This window comes from Ruegeria sp. AD11(2025) (assembly GCF_056542405.1).
This window is the reverse complement of record NZ_JBQFZU010000050.1, coordinates 1-14,840: the sequence shown is the minus strand read 5'-3', so window position 1 is coordinate 14,840 and position 14,840 is coordinate 1. Positions and strand designations below refer to the sequence as shown.

The 14,840-nt window shown below is 55.5% G+C and carries 16 protein-coding genes and 2 pseudogenes; 8 read left to right on the top strand and 10 right to left on the bottom strand.

Translation table 11 applies throughout. The annotated features are described in order from the left end of the window. A pseudogene (locus tag ACR1XY_RS23270) lies at window positions 1-93 on the top strand (bifunctional methylenetetrahydrofolate dehydrogenase/methenyltetrahydrofolate cyclohydrolase); the annotation flags it as partial. A gap of 17 nt (window positions 94-110) precedes the next feature. Next, window positions 111-560 (top strand): hypothetical protein, encoded by a 450-nt coding sequence (locus tag ACR1XY_RS23265; protein WP_480596998.1) that lies wholly within the window; start codon window positions 111-113, stop codon window positions 558-560. Here the strand turns inward: ACR1XY_RS23265 and ACR1XY_RS23260 are convergent. Further along, the gene (locus ACR1XY_RS23260) at window positions 545-1,426 is read right to left on the bottom strand and encodes an EamA family transporter (RefSeq protein WP_480596995.1); all 882 of its coding nucleotides are present in this window, start codon (window positions 1,424-1,426) and stop codon (window positions 545-547) included. The genes ACR1XY_RS23265 and ACR1XY_RS23260 overlap by 16 nt on opposite strands. Window positions 1,427-1,518: 92 nt before the next feature. On the opposite strand from ACR1XY_RS23260, the gene ACR1XY_RS23255 reads away from it, so the two are divergent. Continuing rightward, window positions 1,519-1,950: a group II truncated hemoglobin gene (locus tag ACR1XY_RS23255; protein WP_480596992.1), complete on the top strand. Its 432-nt coding sequence runs from the start codon at window positions 1,519-1,521 to the stop codon at window positions 1,948-1,950. 43 nt (window positions 1,951-1,993) lie between these two features. Here ACR1XY_RS23255 and ACR1XY_RS23250 read toward each other — a convergent pair whose 3' ends face one another. The 7 genes from ACR1XY_RS23250 to ACR1XY_RS23220 form a co-directional block, all read right to left on the bottom strand. Next, window positions 1,994-2,704, bottom strand: coding sequence for a type 1 glutamine amidotransferase (locus ACR1XY_RS23250; RefSeq protein ID WP_480596990.1), 711 nt, complete (start codon window positions 2,702-2,704; stop codon window positions 1,994-1,996). A gap of 81 nt (window positions 2,705-2,785) precedes the next feature. After that, complete coding sequence (gene glnT, locus ACR1XY_RS23245; RefSeq protein WP_480596988.1) at window positions 2,786-4,114, bottom strand: type III glutamate--ammonia ligase; 1,329 nt, start codon at window positions 4,112-4,114, stop codon at window positions 2,786-2,788. Window positions 4,115-4,194: 80 nt separating this feature from the next. Then, the gene (locus ACR1XY_RS23240; protein WP_480597002.1) at window positions 4,195-5,523 is read right to left on the bottom strand and encodes an FMN-binding glutamate synthase family protein; all 1,329 of its coding nucleotides are present in this window, start codon (window positions 5,521-5,523) and stop codon (window positions 4,195-4,197) included. A gap of 20 nt (window positions 5,524-5,543) precedes the next feature. Beyond that, on the bottom strand, window positions 5,544-6,227 hold the full coding sequence (locus ACR1XY_RS23235) for a protein GlxC (protein ID WP_480596986.1): 684 nt from the start codon (window positions 6,225-6,227) through the stop codon (window positions 5,544-5,546). Between the two features lies 1 nt (window position 6,228). Then, on the bottom strand, window positions 6,229-7,158 hold the full coding sequence (locus tag ACR1XY_RS23230; protein WP_480596984.1) for a class II glutamine amidotransferase: 930 nt from the start codon (window positions 7,156-7,158) through the stop codon (window positions 6,229-6,231). A gap of 147 nt (window positions 7,159-7,305) precedes the next feature. Next, entirely contained in the window at window positions 7,306-7,521 is a 216-nt protein-coding gene (locus tag ACR1XY_RS23225; protein ID WP_480596982.1) for a hypothetical protein, read from the bottom strand. A gap of 11 nt (window positions 7,522-7,532) precedes the next feature. Continuing rightward, window positions 7,533-8,906, bottom strand: coding sequence for an ammonium transporter (locus ACR1XY_RS23220; RefSeq protein WP_480596980.1), 1,374 nt, complete (start codon window positions 8,904-8,906; stop codon window positions 7,533-7,535). A 339-nt stretch (window positions 8,907-9,245) separates the two neighbouring features. Here ACR1XY_RS23220 and ACR1XY_RS23215 point away from each other — a divergent pair, with 339 nt between their 5' ends. Genes ACR1XY_RS23215 through ACR1XY_RS23195 form a run of 5 tightly spaced genes read left to right on the top strand, consistent with a single transcriptional unit; the run spans window position 9,246 to window position 13,608 of the window. Then, window positions 9,246-10,391, top strand: a complete 1,146-nt coding sequence (locus ACR1XY_RS23215; protein ID WP_480596978.1) for an aminomethyl transferase family protein — start codon at window positions 9,246-9,248, stop codon at window positions 10,389-10,391. A gap of 55 nt (window positions 10,392-10,446) precedes the next feature. After that, the gene (locus ACR1XY_RS23210) at window positions 10,447-11,043 is read left to right on the top strand and encodes a dimethylamine monooxygenase subunit DmmA family protein (RefSeq protein ID WP_480596976.1); all 597 of its coding nucleotides are present in this window, start codon (window positions 10,447-10,449) and stop codon (window positions 11,041-11,043) included. Then, window positions 11,040-12,002 carry a PDR/VanB family oxidoreductase gene (locus ACR1XY_RS23205; protein ID WP_480596974.1) on the top strand — a complete coding sequence of 321 codons (963 nt, stop codon included), beginning with the start codon at window positions 11,040-11,042 and terminating at the stop codon, window positions 12,000-12,002. The genes ACR1XY_RS23210 and ACR1XY_RS23205 overlap by 4 nt, the downstream gene beginning before the upstream one ends. 13 nt (window positions 12,003-12,015) lie before the next feature. Continuing rightward, the gene (locus tag ACR1XY_RS23200) at window positions 12,016-13,083 is read left to right on the top strand and encodes a heme-dependent oxidative N-demethylase family protein (RefSeq protein ID WP_480596972.1); all 1,068 of its coding nucleotides are present in this window, start codon (window positions 12,016-12,018) and stop codon (window positions 13,081-13,083) included. A 27-nt stretch (window positions 13,084-13,110) separates the two neighbouring features. Then, window positions 13,111-13,608 (top strand): GNAT family N-acetyltransferase, encoded by a 498-nt coding sequence (locus tag ACR1XY_RS23195; RefSeq protein WP_480596969.1) that lies wholly within the window; start codon window positions 13,111-13,113, stop codon window positions 13,606-13,608. On the opposite strand, the gene ACR1XY_RS23190 is transcribed toward ACR1XY_RS23195, so the two are convergent. Beyond that, window positions 13,586-14,215 carry a helix-turn-helix domain-containing protein gene (locus ACR1XY_RS23190; RefSeq protein WP_480597000.1) on the bottom strand — a complete coding sequence of 210 codons (630 nt, stop codon included), beginning with the start codon at window positions 14,213-14,215 and terminating at the stop codon, window positions 13,586-13,588. The two genes, ACR1XY_RS23195 and ACR1XY_RS23190, sit on opposite strands and share 23 nt — an antisense overlap. Window positions 14,216-14,532: 317 nt before the next feature. After that, window positions 14,533-14,679: pseudogene (locus ACR1XY_RS23185) on the bottom strand (IS6 family transposase); the annotation flags it as partial. Between the last annotated feature and the right edge of the window lie 161 nt (window positions 14,680-14,840).

The window sequence follows — 14,840 nt, the reverse complement described above, 5'->3', positions numbered from 1 at the left end:
GGCCCCATGACCATCGCATGCCTGCTGGCCAACACTCTCACAGCATGCTGCCGCACAAACAAACTACCAGAACCAGAAGGCCTGACCGCCTAGTAATGGCGTCGCGGGTTATGCCGGACAGTGCGACTGCGGCCAATCGGTATTGGCGCGATGCCGGGCGCAACACGCGTCTGGCGATCATTTCGATAGGTGAATCTGTCTCAAATGCTGCGCGGACTCGGGCTGTTACGGCTCGCGCCATGCGTATCGGAATGCCTCTGGATCAGGAGGTCTGGGGGCATTACATGTCTCAGGAGACCTGTCGGTCATTGCTGCAGCAGTTGAATAACTCTGACAGCATTTTTGCGGTTTTGGTGCTGCCTGATGTGCCGGAACACCTCGATATGACGGTTCTGAGGGCGGACTTGCATCGCCACAAGGATCTGATGCGACCGGGCGCGTGGCATTGTGCGGGACCGGTACGACCGGGCGAAATAGACAGCATTGTTGACAGTGCGATTGCGGCACATCGATTTCATAATTCAGCGCTTTCTGGCCCGTCGTATCAAAACGCCAGATAGCCGATACCTGCAAACGCGACGAAACAACCCAGCCATTGGCGTATCACCATTTCTTCGCGCAATACTGCCCACGCCAGCACAACTGTCAGCAACCCAAAAACCGACGCCGCGACCGAGGCAAATTGTGCGTTGGGCAACCCACCCGCTGCGATCACGCTAAGGATGGCGACCGCATCCAGAACACCCATCACGCACAAAAGCGGCAGGGCTTGTGACCCGGGCCAGATTGACCTGCGCGATGCCAAGGCGATCAGTCCCAGAGCAAAGATTGCAGTCAGCCGGCTGACCAGAGAGACCGAGTATTCATCACTCAGCTCAGTTGCATATTGTCCAAGCGCAAAGGCGGTGGCGAACCCAACTGCTGCAAGTAATGACAGCACCGCTGTTGGGCCGGCAGCTGGGTAAGAAGTCGTGTCGCGTTCAGATTTGGCCGCGACGACGGAAACTCCGACACCGATCGCTATGACAGCCAGCCAATGTAGTGGGCTGACACTTGCACCACGCCAGATGGCCAGCGATACGGACAGGACCGGATAGCTCGCGACAAGCGGCGCAACCAACCGGACCGGACCGCGCTGAAAGGCAGCATACATACTGACGCCCGCCAACAGATAGCAACCGCCGGCTGCAACCGCGCTGATCATTGCGGTACCGGGGATCGGATCAAAGGCACCCAACGTTGCCACCAGGCCGAACTGAAGCACCGCACCTGAAATCAGCACAGCCATAAGCGATGCAATTACGCTGACAGACTGGCTGACATAGCGCACCGCAAGATCGTGTATACCCCAGCAAAGAGCGGCCAGCAGGCCGAGCGCCAGCGCATTCATTCCTTCATCACCATCACCGGTTTCACGTAGATCCACCTCTGAACCTGAGTACGTCAATATGTCACTGTTGATAAACTTATTTTCCTGTTATGCAATATTGGCGATGCCAGAGATAAGAAAGGCAGGACATGAAATCCGCGATTGAGCAACTTGGTGGTGAGACCCGACTGCGCGCTCTGGTCGAGCGTTTCTATGACCGAATGGAAACAGATCCGGCAGCGTATTCGTTGCACAGGCTGCATTTTCGGGGACATGGGCTAAACCACACCAGGCAAGCTCAATTTGAGTTTCTCAGCGGATTTCTGGGTGGTCGCGCCTATTACCGCGAACGTTTCGGCCATATGGATCTGCGGGAAATCCATGCGCATATCCCCATACGGGAGGCCGATGCAGAGCTTTGGCTGGATACATTCGATGCTGCATTGGAAGATTGCGCGATGACCGGTCCGGTGGTCGACAAGATGCGCGCAACGCTTCGCAGGGCGGCGCTCATGTTGGTCAACGACGTTTCTGACTGGCGGTTAGAAGCAGATTCAGACGCTGATGCCGGGCAAATGTAAACGAAACGCTGCGATCATCACACCAACCATTCAGTTTTTCTGATCAGGATTGGCGCAGAGCAGAATAGATTTCAGATGTCATCCTGAACTGATCGGCGGCGATCTGATCGCTTTCATTTTCCATGGCAAGCGCTGCGTCGGCCGATCCTAGCCAGTCAACTGCGCATTGATGATTTGCTTGATCCCCCATCCAGGCGCTGATCGTGCCCTGAACAATTTCGGGATGAAATTGAACGCCCCACGCACGGTCCCCCACGCGTATCGCTTGAACTGAGCATCCATCTGATCCTGCCAGAACGGCCGTATCGGATGGTAGTTCTGCGGCGGCCACCCCATGCCACTGAAGCACAGGAAACTGCCGGGGCAGAGAGCCGAACAGGGGATCTTCAAGTCCGTTGTCGGTCAGTTCGACAGGCAGCACGCCGATTTTCGGGAATTGCATGCGGGCGCAGGTGCCGCCAAGCGCATCTATCAATATTTGATGTCCCAGGCATATACCAAAATATGGCCGATTGAGATCACGTACCCACGTCTTGATGGCCTGCTTTTCAATTTTTAGCCAAGGGTAGGTCTCGGTCTCCCAAACATCCATCGGACCGCCCATCACCAGCAAAAGGTCAAAATCGTCCAACGGCGGAATAGACTGCCCTTTGTAGAGGTGTACGATCTGCATTGCATCTTCATGACGGGCAATATGGTCACAAAACGTACCTGGACCCTCACCTTGGGTATGCTGGAATATGAGAACGTTCATGATTTGCCTCTGTTGCCCTGATCAAAAGAAACCGGGCCACAGCTTGCGCCGCGGCCCAAACACCCGATCCTGATGCCCGGCTTAAATATCCAGCGTGTTTTCCTTTTCCCAGCGCGAGAAATGCGACACAAAAGAATTCCACTCCTGATGCTTCATCTTCAGGAAAGCAGACGAAAACTCGGCACCCATTATGGCCTTCAGGTCTTTGTCCTTGTCATACTCACGCAGGGCATCAAGCATGTTCAGGGGAAGTTTCGGTGCGCCGCGTACCTTATGGCCTTCGGCATACATATCGATGTCCCAGCGCTTGCCGGGATCTGCCTTGGATCGGATACCTGACAGCCCAGCTGCGATGATGACGGCCTGCAGCAGATAGGGGTTGGTTGCTCCGTCCGGCAGGCGCAACTCAAACCGTCCTGGGCCAGGGACACGTACCATGTGGGTCCTGTTGTTACCGGTCCATGTCACAGTATTGGGCGCCCAAGTCGCACCTGACATTGTGCGCGGCGCGTTGATGCGCTTGTAGCTGTTCACCGTGGGGTTGGTGATCGCAGCCAATGCTGAGGCATGTTTCATGATGCCGCCGAGGAAGTGTTTGCCGCGCTCTCCCAAACCGACCTCACCAGTGGGGCCTTCGCCCTCGCCTGCAAACACATTGGTCTTGGCCGCATCTCCCGGCGCATCCCAGACGGAGATATGAGCGTGACAACCGTTACCCGTCAGACCTTCGACCGGTTTCGGCATGAAGGTTGCCCGCAGACCGTGCTTTTCTGCCACCGATTTGGTCATAAACTTGAAGAAAGAGTGCTTATCTGCAGTGCGCAGAACGTCGTCAAATTCCCAGTTCATCTCAAACTGGCCGTTGGCGTCTTCGTGATCGTTCTGATAGGGCCCCCAACCCAGCTCCAGCATGTAGTCGCAGATCTCACGAACGACATCATAGCGCCGCATGACCGCCTGCTGGTCGTAGCAGGGCTTCTCTGCCGTATCGAATGGGTCGCTAATCTGCTCACCGTCCGGTGTCAGCAGAAAAAACTCGGCCTCGATACCGGTCTTGACATGCATGCCTTCGTTCGCAGCCTCGTTGATCAGGCGGCGCAATACGTTGCGCGGGGCTTGCGCGACATCGCTGCCTTCCATGACGCAGTTGCCTGCCACCCAGGCCACTTCGGGCTTCCACGGTAATTGAATGACAGATGAAGGGTCCGGCACTGCCAGCATGTCGGGATGCGCCGGAGTCATATCCAGCCAGGTGGCGAACCCTGCGAATCCTGCGCCGTCTTCCTGCATCTCGGCGATGGCCTGCGCGGGTACCAGTTTGGCCCGCTGTCCACCAAACAGATCGGTGAACGAGATCATGAAGTATTTGACGCCATTTTCTTTTGCGAAAGCTGCGAGATCTGTTGTCACGATGGCTTTCCTTTCCCTGTTGAATTCTAGTTTTTCAAAGCAAAAACGCGGCCCCCATCAGGGAGCCGCGCAGCATCATTTCAGAACCCTTCCTTGCCCGGGTACCAACTGGTTCCCGCCAGCGGCACCCGCGCCATGGCGGCGGCCTCCATTGTCAGGGCACACAGGTCTTCAGGTTCGAGATTGTGAAGGTGATTGTGACCACAGGCGCGCGCAATGGTCTGTGCCTCAAGCGTCATCACCTTCAGATAGTTGCGCAGCCTGCGGCCCGCATCAACCGGATCCAGACGGGCAGCCAGGTCGGGGTCCTGTGTGGTGATCCCCGCCGGATCCTGACCTTCGTGCCAGTCGTCATATGCACCGGTTGTCGTGCCCAGCTTCTGGTACTCGGGTTCCCATTTGGGATCGTTGTCCCCAAGGGCCACCAGAGCGGCTGTGCCAATGGCGACTGCGTCGGCTCCGAGCGCCAAAGCCTTGGCCACATCGGCCCCGGTGCGAATGCCGCCCGAAATAACCAACTGAACCTCGCGGTGCACGCCCAGATCCTGCAATGCCTGAACGGCCGGGCGGATGCAGGACAGCGTCGGCAACCCGACATGTTCGATGAACACGTCCTGTGTTGCTGCGGTCCCGCCTTGCATGCCATCCATGACTACAACGTCTGCTCCGGCTTTCACCGCCAGTGCGGTGTCATAATAGGGGCGGGTGGCGCCAACCTTGACGTAGATTGGCACTTGCCAGTCTGTGATTTCCCTAAGTTCGAGAATTTTGATCTCAAGATCATCCGGCCCTGTCCAGTCGGGATGACGACAAGCGGAACGCTGGTCGATCCCCTTCGGCAGGGTCCGCATCTCGGCCACACGGTCGCTGATCTTTTGACCCAGCAGCATACCTCCACCGCCGGGTTTGGCACCCTGGCCGACCACGACTTCAATCGCATCCGCCTTGCGCAGATCATTCGGGTTCATGCCGTAGCGCGACGGCAGGTACTGATAGACCAGCTTTGTTGAATGGCCACGCTCTTCGGGCGTCATGCCGCCATCGCCGGTTGTGGTCGACGTGCCAGCGGCTGATGCGCCGCGACCCAAAGCCTCTTTCGCCGGACCGGATAGAGCACCAAAGCTCATGCCCGCGATGGTGATCGGGATATCCAGTTCTATGGGTTTCTTGGCAAAGCGGGTGCCCAGCGTCACCTTGGTTTCGCATTTTTCGCGATAGCCTTCTAACGGATAGCGCGAGATCGACGCCCCCAGAAACAGCAGATCGTCGAAATGCGGTACCTTGCGTTTCGCCCCTCCGCCACGAATGTCATAGATTCCCGTCGCTGCGGCGCGTCGGATCTCGGCATTGATTGGATTGGAAAACGTCGCCGACTGGGTCGGCAGGGTGCGGGGGATCTGATCGTCCATATCTTTCATACCCTTCTTCCTCAGTAAGCGGCGGAATTGTCGATGTCGAAGTTGTAAAGCTGACGGGCCGAACCATAGCGTTTGAACTCTTCCGGCTTGGCGTCGCTGTCCGCGCGATCCAGCAGATCCCTCAGGATATCCAGATGCTCGGGGCGCATTTCCTTCTCAACGCAATCAGCGCCAAGGCTCTTGACCGAACCGCGCACAAACAGACGCGCTTCGTAAAGTGAATCCCCCAGCGCATCGCCTGCATCCCCGCAAACCACCAGATTTCCGGCTTGCGCCATGAAGGCGGACATGTGGCCGATATTGCCATGCACGACGATGTCGATGCCTTTCATCGAAATACCGCAGCGCGAGCTTGCATTGCCCTTGATCACCAGCAACCCGCCATGGCCGGTCGCCCCGGCATATTGGCTGGCGTCACCATCCACGATGACCTGACCGGACATCATGTTTTCGGCCACACCCGGCCCAACGGACCCTTCAACCTTGATAGTCGCCTTCTGGTTCATCCCGGCACAGTAGTAACCGGTCGAGCCTTTGACAGTTACCTCGATGGGTGCGTCCAGCCCGACGGCAATCGCGTGGCTGCCCTTGGGATTTACAATTTCCCAACGGGTCTGGTTGCTCTCGGTGCTTTGAGCCTGCAGGGACGAATTCAATCCGCGCAGCCCGTCTGCCTCTAGATCATAGGTCTGCATATCACGCGGCCTTTTCGTGGGTTGTGGGGCTGTCATTGTGCGACCAGAAATAGACGGTAGACGGTTCAGGTTCCCACACCCGGGCGTCTTCAATGCCTGGCAGGTTTACCAGGGCGCGGTATTCGCTACCAAAGGCCACATATTGGTCGGTTTCGGCCATCACCGCAGGCTTACAGGCGATTGGGTCACGTACGACGCCGAACCCGTCTTTGGTGCCCACAACAAAGGTAAAAAACCCATCCAGATCATCGATGCTGGATTCCAGAGCTTCACCCAGAGTGGCGCCGTTCATCATCTTCCATGTCAGGTATGCCGCGCCAACCTCGGTGTCGTTTTCGGTCTGGATGGTCACGCCTTCGCGGCGCAGCTTACGGCGTAATGAGTTGTGGTTGGATAGCGACCCGTTATGAACCAGACACTGATCGGATCCTGTGTTGAACGGGTGGGCGCCCATTGTTGTCACGGCGGATTCCGTCGCCATGCGGGTGTGCCCAATGCCGTGGGTGCCACTCATACCGCTGAGGCTGAAGCGCTCGGCGACATCCTTGGGCAGGCCGACTTCCTTGTAGATTTCGAGGCTTTCGCCGCGGCTCATGATCCTAACCGATGGGCGGATCTCGGCCAGCGCAGCGCGCGCGGCTTCGAACTGACCGCGGGGAACTTCCAGAACGGTATGTGTGTCGTTGTTTGTCTGACCAACGGTTGCACCCAAACTTTTGCCCAACTCATCAGCCAAGCCGACAAAGTCGTTTTCGGGGTTGGGGGACTGAACCGTAATCTTGGTTTTGCCTTCCGATTCTGCGCCATAGATCGCAATACCGGCGCTGTCGGGGCCACGGTCTGTCATAGTGATCAGCATGTCTGTCAGCATATTGCCCAGTTGGGGCGCAAGAGACTGGTCTTTGAGGAATAATCCAACAATTCCGCACATGGCTGGCAGATCTCCTTGTGTGTTTCGTTACGATTCGACGGTACCAACAAATGAGCAGGACATCAATAATCATAGGAAAGTTTTTTTCCTTAGAGGCAATGGGCGCGATCTCTGATTTCGCGCCCATTGCTAGCTTTCAATGCTGGATCAATATCGTTCCAGCTGTGCCTTCACCTTTTCTTCGTCACCGGTATGGCGCGCCTTCTCTAAGTGCTCACCTTCCCGGACGAACTGGATGCGGTGCCAGCCAATCCAGAAAGCGACGCCGATGATGACCATTAGGAACTCATAGCCCTGGAAGGGGTAGATCGGTCCGACCTCGGCCAGATCAACAGCCCAGCTTGTATATCCATTCGTAGACATATCTTTCTCCCTTACTTCGCTGCTACGCCACGGGCGGCGAGCTCTTCTTTGTCGGCTGCAATGATTGCTGCTTTGGCATCTTCGTAGGCATGGTGTTCTGCATAATCGAGACCCTGAAGTTCAACCTCTTCCGGGATGCGAAGCACACCTGCCGCGGCTTGAAGTCTCGCCAGAATCCAACCTGGCAGGAAACCAAGCACAAAGAACATGATAACGGCACCGGTGATCTGTCCGACCGGGTTAATCGTTGCATAGCCTTCGTATGGCGAAGACGGTACGCCCCAGAGGACAAAACCCGAGATCACCAGGCCAACGAACCCTGCATATCCATGCACGGCAACGGCACCAACGGCATCGTCCAGCTTGAATCGACGTTCAACCCAATAGTGCAGCTTGTAGACGATCACGACACCGATTGCGGCAATAATCATCGCCTGGATCGGGTGATACAGATCGTTACCCGCAGAAGCAGTGATAATACCTGCCAGACCGCCCGAGAACGTCCAGAAGGCGTCGCCCTTGGACACCACATAAGCCGCCATCAAACCACCCGACAGTGACATCAGGAAGTTGAAGGTGATCGCCGACAACGTGGTCGGGGCCAGATAGATGTTGGTTGCTGTCCAAGTTACGCCGGTGATCTGTCCGTCGATCCCTTCGGGCGAAATCGCAGGCACATTGCATGCGGCGTAGAACCCCCAGAACCCGGTGTAGATCAGGAAAATCCCGATTGTTAGCAGCCAGGGATTGTGTGGCGGAATGTCCCGCGGCGTGCCGTCTTTGGCGAACTTGCCAAGGCGCGGTCCCAGAACCATGATGACACCCAATGCGTAACCGCCTGCGATCGCGTGGATAACACCAGAGGCGTAAGCATCATGGTAACCTAGGATTCGTACCATCCAGCCGCCATAGTGCCAGCCCCATGCGGCATCGATAATCCACCAGACAGATCCGATCATAACGGCGTGAACCCATAAGGCTGAAGACCTGATCCTTTCTATCACGGACCCCGAAACGATTGAGGCTGCAGTCCACGAGAACAGCAGGAAGGCGGCCCAGAAGACCCCCGTGATTCTATCGCCCAGGTTTGTCGCCATTGTGTCGGCCCAAGGTAGGTTCGCGGCGCCCGCCTCGGCGTCCAAACCGCCCCAGAACGGGAAATTCGGGAACGCCCAGTAAATCCACCATCCAAAGAAGAAGAATGTGACCGTCACCAACGGGATGATCATGATGTTTTTCATCAATGTGTGCATATGGTTACGGGCCCGGCTGGCGCCGACCTCGTACATGCAAAAGCCCACATGGATGAGGAACATGAAAACGACCGTTACCCAGTAGTAAAACTCGGTAAAGACCGTCGTAAGTGCGTTTAGATTACCATCCACTTCGTAGTCTCCCTGTTGTTGCAGCAGGAGGTTCTTCTCCAGTTTTTCCTGCTGGGAAATTTTATGTACTCAGGGGACAATTTCATTGACGACCTGTCAATAGATATATGGGGCAAACATCTTTAACGACGGTGCCGCGGGCGCTTAATGAAGGATCGGTTTTTGTTGTAACGTATTGCAAAAAAACCGTTTTACGCAGCTCCGGAAGTCTACTTCAGGGTTCACAATTTGAAGGCAAATATTCCCATCAGGAAAAAAATCTGCACACAAGTATTGATTTTCAATCTGACATCGGCCTCAATATGGGCAACAAAAAGCAATCAACGGGAGACCTGAACCATGGCCATTCTTTGGAGGACGTCAGCCCTTGCGCAGCGCCATGCCGAGATCGGTGGCGAACTTGAGGACTGGAACGGAATGGGGACCGCCTGGTTCTATGACCACAGCCCTGAACGCGCCAAAGCAGACTATGAAGCGATCCGTACCAAAGCTGGTCTTATGGATGTTTCTGGTCTGAAAAAGGTCCACGTGGTCGGTGAAGATGCTGCCTATGTCATTGACCGTGTCACGACGCGCAATGTGGAAAAGATCATGCCGGGGCGGTCAACCTATGCCTCGATCCTGAATGCCGAAGGCAAGTTTGTTGATGACTGCATCATCTATCGCCTTTCGGTGAATACGTGGCTTGTGGTGCACGGCACAGGAACGGGCATGGAGCAGTTGACATCGGTGGCTGCGGGCAAGAATTGCTCGGTCATTTTTGACGACGACATGCACGACATGTCCCTGCAGGGACCTGTGGCCGTAGATTTCCTGGCCAAACACATCCCTGGGATTCGCGATCTGGCCTATTTCGGTATCATGCAGACCAAGCTCTATGGCTGCCCGGTGATGGTTTCGCGGACCGGCTATACAGGTGAGCGCGGGTACGAGATTTTCTGCCAGGCCAAGCATGCCGTACACCTGTGGGACAACATTCTGGCTGAGGGCAAGGATATGGGCATTGTTCCGGTCCAGTTCTCGACGCTCGATCTGTTACGTACCGAAAGCTACCTTCTGTTTTATCCGGGCGATAACTCGGAAACCTACCCGTTCGACGATGAAACCTGTGGTGACACGCTGTGGGAATTGGGTCTCGAATTCACCGTATCCCCCGGGAAAACCGGGTTCATCGGGGCCGAGAACCACTATGCCTCTCAAGGCAAGGAGCGGTTCAAGATCTATGGCGTCAAACTCGACGGCACGACCCCGGCGGACGAGGGTGCTGACCTTCTGCAGAACGGTGAAAAGGTCGGTGTTGTCACGTTCGGCATGTATTCCGAGATCAATGGCCACAATGTTGGTATCGCGCGGATGCCGGTCGCCTGTGCTTCACCCGGCACCAAACTGACGGTGCGCAATGGTGATGGGACGGAAATAGCAGCGACTGCGGAAGAGATGCCGTTCTACGATCAGGACAAATCTATCAGAACCGCAAAGGGCTGAGTTTAAGGGGGCGCGACGGACACACCGTGGCGCCTTGTTGCTATTTGAGGGCACAATGTCGAAGTTCGAATTTCCCAAGTCAATCGCAAGCCGCCCGGTCTGGGGCACGCTAGAGGTTCGCCCGGGCGAACATCATCTCATGATCGCCGAGGCCGAAGGGGCCGAAGCCGTTCTTGACATCGCGACACCTGAGCTGATGGCCAAAACCCACCTGATCTACATTCCCAAAGGGACGGGTTTTTCCGAAAGGCTGCAGGCGCTAAACCCCGCGCAGTTCTACGAAGGCCCGTCCTACGAGGCCGCGCTGCAACGCATTCGCCGTGTGCTGGAGGACGCGCATATGGGATTACAGGTCTATCTGACCGGTTCTGAGGGCATGATGGGTCAGGCCATGAATGAGGTGATGGCGGTTGGCCTGCCACATACGGCGATCCAGACCGAGCATCGCGGTTCGGTCGCGCGTCGGATGCAATGCGTGCACTGCAAAGGCATCACCGAAAACGTCGAGATTGATCCGTTTGTCTGTTCGCATTGCGGGCTGAACCTGTTCGTGCGCGATCACTATTCTCGCCGTCTTGCCGCCTATCAGGGCGTCCGTGTCGACGCCGAAGATCATGGCAACGTGCCCAAGCCAAAGGGGATTTACGAATGAGCGGTGCCGAGAAAATCCAGGTCAAAGTCACCGAAATAACCCCGTTGAATGAGTTGGTGACGCGATTCCGGTTCGAACGTATCGATGGTAGCCAGTTGCCTACCTTTTCGGGCGGAGCACATACCGTGGTTGAAATGCAGGATGGCGGCATTACGCGGCTGAATCCATATTCGCTGATGTCGGATCCGTTTGATCAGTCTTCCTACACGATCTCGGTCCGGCGCGATGATCAGGGCAGGGGCGGTTCGCTTTTCATGCATCGTCAGGTCAAGCTGGGCGATGAAATGACCATCAGCTACCCGGTTAACCTGTTCTCGCTTGATTTGAGGGCCCGCAAGCACCTGTTTCTGGCCGGGGGTATCGGCATCACTCCGTTTCTGGCGCAGATCAAACAGCTTGAACTGTTGCACGGTCATTGGGAACTGCATTACGCATGTCGCAACAATGCATTGGCGTCTTATGCCGATCAACTGACAGACCGGCATCCGAACGAAACGCATTTGTACTACGACGATCAGAACCAGCAAATCGATCTGGAGAATCTTCTGAGTGGGCAGCCTTTGGGCACGCATGTCTATGTCTGCGGCCCCAAAGGCATGATCGACTGGGTACGCAACACTGCTGCCACCGACGGCTGGCCCGAAGATTGCGTGCATTACGAAGAGTTTCTGGCGCCGCGGCCCGGTAAACCGTTTGAGGTGCGACTGGCAGCCACGGACAAGGTCATTCATGTGGGTGAGAACGAAAGCCTGCTGGAAGCCATCGAACGTGAAGGCGTGGATGCGCCGTATCTGTGCCGCGGCGGAGCTTGCGGTCAGTGCGAAACCGTTGTGCTGGATCATGACGGCAATTTTGTTCACCGCGATCACTGGCTGACCGATGAAGAAAAGGCAGCAGGCAAGAAAATCATGCCTTGCGTATCGCGTTTCGAGGGCAAGTCCCTCGTGCTGGACCGCTGAGAGGAAGCCCAACATGACCATTCAATTCAACGACGAGTCCTTCCGCGACGACTATACGTTTCACAACTCGGATTGGGCGATCAAACGCTTTCCGTTCCCGTTTCACGAAGACAGCTACATGTATTCGGTCAACATGGAACAGCATCGCGGCGGGCCGGAAGGCTCGGTCTACGAGATGCGGTTCGATGTTGATGAGCACTATGTCTCAGAGATGAAGGACCGCGCCATCGTTCTGGACCAGGACCCGCTGCGCTGCCAGTCATTGCCGCATATGACCTTGGCCGGTTGGGATTTGCTGGAACTTATCATGGTCAGCAAGTCGGAAGACTACCCGGACCTGTTCGAGCTGCATCGAAACGGCAATCAGTGGCGCTGGATTAACAAGCCGTTAGGCATTGATCACAGCTTTACCTTCATGGACGAAACCACGCTCCCCTACGGACCGATGGAATACATCACCCGTCAAGCGCAGGGCGATTTCGCCGTACTGGACCAGCGCGACGAAATGCTGTGGATGGATGCGGGTATGGTGACGACTCAAGCGGACTGGAGCCTGGATTTCGACATCGGCATGAACTTTTTCGAGTGGCACGCGCCGGTTCCGAAAGCCCATGAAATGGGTATTTTTCAGCGGGCTCTGAAGTTCCTGCTGAACATTCAGCAGGGAGCACCTGCACGGCGTCTGAACTGGACCATGACGGTAAATCCACTACTGGATACCAGCCCGGAAAACTATCACAAATGGGGCATCCAGAAGACCACGCTGACGCCCGAGAACATCGCGCACAAGCAGCATCTGCGCGTCGAGTTACAAACGTTCTTCCGCCTGCCGCGGTCCAACGCGCTGGTGTTCCCGATCCGCTGCTATTTGTGCAGTTTTCAGGATCTGATGACCGTTCCCAAATGGGGCCGTCGCCTGCATCGCGTCATCCGGGACCTGCCGGTAGAACTGGCCACTTACAAAGGTTTCATCGACAACCGTCCCATGATGCTGGACTATCTCAGTCAGTTTGACGATGGATTGCCGACCTCACCCGGTGTCTGGCCCGATCTGGAAACGGAACCGCCTTTGTCAAAGTGATCGCGCATAGCGAAGTGTCTTGGCTCTATGGCTGATCCGGACAAAACACCTTGGCTCATTCCGAGCAATGATATCGCGTTGTATGACGCGCTTGCGTTGCTTCGCGCGTCATTTCAGTACATGGATGCCCGGATTGATCCTCCGTCTTCTATCCATAAACTGACTGTGGAAGAGATGCAGGCGCACTGCCTGAGTGGAGGCGAAATCTGGGCTATGGGTCGACCGCTTTTTGCGTGTATGTTCCTGACGCCCAAACCCGACAGCTTGTACCTTGGAAAGCTGGCGGTGAAGGTTGGATTGCGGGGGCAGGGTATCTGCCGCACATTGGTGGATCACGCGGCAAGCCGTGCAGCAGAGCTTGGTCTGCCCGCATTGGAACTTGAAACGCGCGTGGAACTAACTGAAAACCATCGCGTGTTTTCGAGGTTGGGATTTATGATCGTGAGCACGGGCAGCCACGAAGGTTACGACAGACCCACTGATTTCTTATTGCGCAAGCCGATCAGTTCGTCTGCGGATAGCTGATCACTGAAATGTAGCGCGCAGGCAGATTGACCAACCGTTCCGGACCATGCGGTGCGTCGGCATCAAAGAACAGGGTGTCGCCAGGCTTCAGGGGGTAAATCTGATCCCCATGACGGTAATCTACCTCGCCTTCCAGCATGTAAATCGTCTCGATCCCGCCATGTTGGAATGTCGGGAACACGTCGGATTTAACGGTCAGGGTGATCAAGTATGGTTCTACAATTACGCCTGATCCGTTGGCCCCAATATGACCTAACAGATTGTACTGATGGTTGGCGCGTGTTCCTTCACGCTCCAGCTCGACGCCTTCACCCGCTTTTGTATGAACTGCCTCGCGACGCTCTTCAAACTGCCTGAAGAAGCTTGTCAAAGGTACTGATAGTGCATCCGCCAGCGACTGAAGGGTCGTCAACGAAGGCGACGTATTGCCGTTTTCGATCTTGGACAGCATGCCGATCGACAATCCGGTTAGCTGGGCCAGCTCGGCGACCGTTATGTTTTGCTGTTTTCGAAAGGCGCGAACTTCACGGCCAATGGCGACTTCAAGAACTTTTTCTCTGTCACCCGAACGAACGGAATGTGGGTCCTGCGTCAGATCTGCCGCCATTTCTTTGTCGCGTTTTTTCAATTTCACTCTTTCAACGTCTTGCTACACTTGTCCAAACCGGTTCTGCAAGCAGGCGATGCGCAATACGTAATCCAACCGGGACTATCTTAGCATTAATTTTTCCTGATAGTAAAATAATCGTTCTGAGAGAAAAATGTTAAAAATCGGTTTCCTGTTGTTTAACGACTTTCGGATGGCATGCTTGCCCTCGATGATAGAACCGTTGGGGACTGCAAGTTAGATTTAGCAGAATCTGGTTCGTAGGTCGCACAAGGGCTGATCACAGTCACCAAACCAGCTTATCGACTTGCCCGGCAGCTCAATGTCGCGTGATCCAAGTCAACGCCACGTTCGGCCAGGGTTTCTTCCAGATCCCGGTATGAAACACCGCAACAAAGGTAAAAGAAGACCGCGTGCAAGATCACTTCCATTGGAAAGTACATACCTTCGAATGAAATCGCCATCTTACGCATTCCCCAGTCGAAACTCGGGCCGACGAAATCACCGGTGTTTCAATTCAAACAGTGAGCCAAAAAAGTTTGCGACATGTATGGACATCCCCCTTTGGGCAAGAAGAATCTTTGGCTGGTAATTCGCGTAGCCAGGTGCTGACATGTATGCGGCC

Excerpts from the sequence above, each read along its gene's own strand:
- ACR1XY_RS23235 (WP_480596986.1), bottom strand. The coding sequence starts at position 6,227 with ATGCAGACCTATGATCTAGAGGCAGACGGGCTGCGCGGATTGAATTCG.
- ACR1XY_RS23255 (WP_480596992.1), top strand. The coding sequence starts at position 1,519 with ATGAAATCCGCGATTGAGCAACTTGGTGGTGAGACCCGACTGCGCGCT.
- ACR1XY_RS23265 (WP_480596998.1), top strand. The coding sequence starts at position 111 with ATGCCGGACAGTGCGACTGCGGCCAATCGGTATTGGCGCGATGCCGGG.
- ACR1XY_RS23225 (WP_480596982.1), bottom strand. The coding sequence starts at position 7,521 with ATGTCTACGAATGGATATACAAGCTGGGCTGTTGATCTGGCCGAGGTC.
- ACR1XY_RS23200 (WP_480596972.1), top strand. The coding sequence starts at position 12,016 with ATGACCATTCAATTCAACGACGAGTCCTTCCGCGACGACTATACGTTT.
- ACR1XY_RS23210 (WP_480596976.1), top strand. The coding sequence starts at position 10,447 with ATGTCGAAGTTCGAATTTCCCAAGTCAATCGCAAGCCGCCCGGTCTGG.
- ACR1XY_RS23205 (WP_480596974.1), top strand. The coding sequence starts at position 11,040 with ATGAGCGGTGCCGAGAAAATCCAGGTCAAAGTCACCGAAATAACCCCG.
- ACR1XY_RS23250 (WP_480596990.1), bottom strand. The coding sequence starts at position 2,704 with ATGAACGTTCTCATATTCCAGCATACCCAAGGTGAGGGTCCAGGTACG.
- ACR1XY_RS23230 (WP_480596984.1), bottom strand. The coding sequence starts at position 7,158 with ATGTGCGGAATTGTTGGATTATTCCTCAAAGACCAGTCTCTTGCGCCC.
- ACR1XY_RS23195 (WP_480596969.1), top strand. The coding sequence starts at position 13,111 with ATGGCTGATCCGGACAAAACACCTTGGCTCATTCCGAGCAATGATATC.
- ACR1XY_RS23215 (WP_480596978.1), top strand. The coding sequence starts at position 9,246 with ATGGCCATTCTTTGGAGGACGTCAGCCCTTGCGCAGCGCCATGCCGAG.
- ACR1XY_RS23190 (WP_480597000.1), bottom strand. The coding sequence starts at position 14,215 with ATGGCGGCAGATCTGACGCAGGACCCACATTCCGTTCGTTCGGGTGAC.
- ACR1XY_RS23240 (WP_480597002.1), bottom strand. The coding sequence starts at position 5,523 with ATGGACGATCAGATCCCCCGCACCCTGCCGACCCAGTCGGCGACGTTT.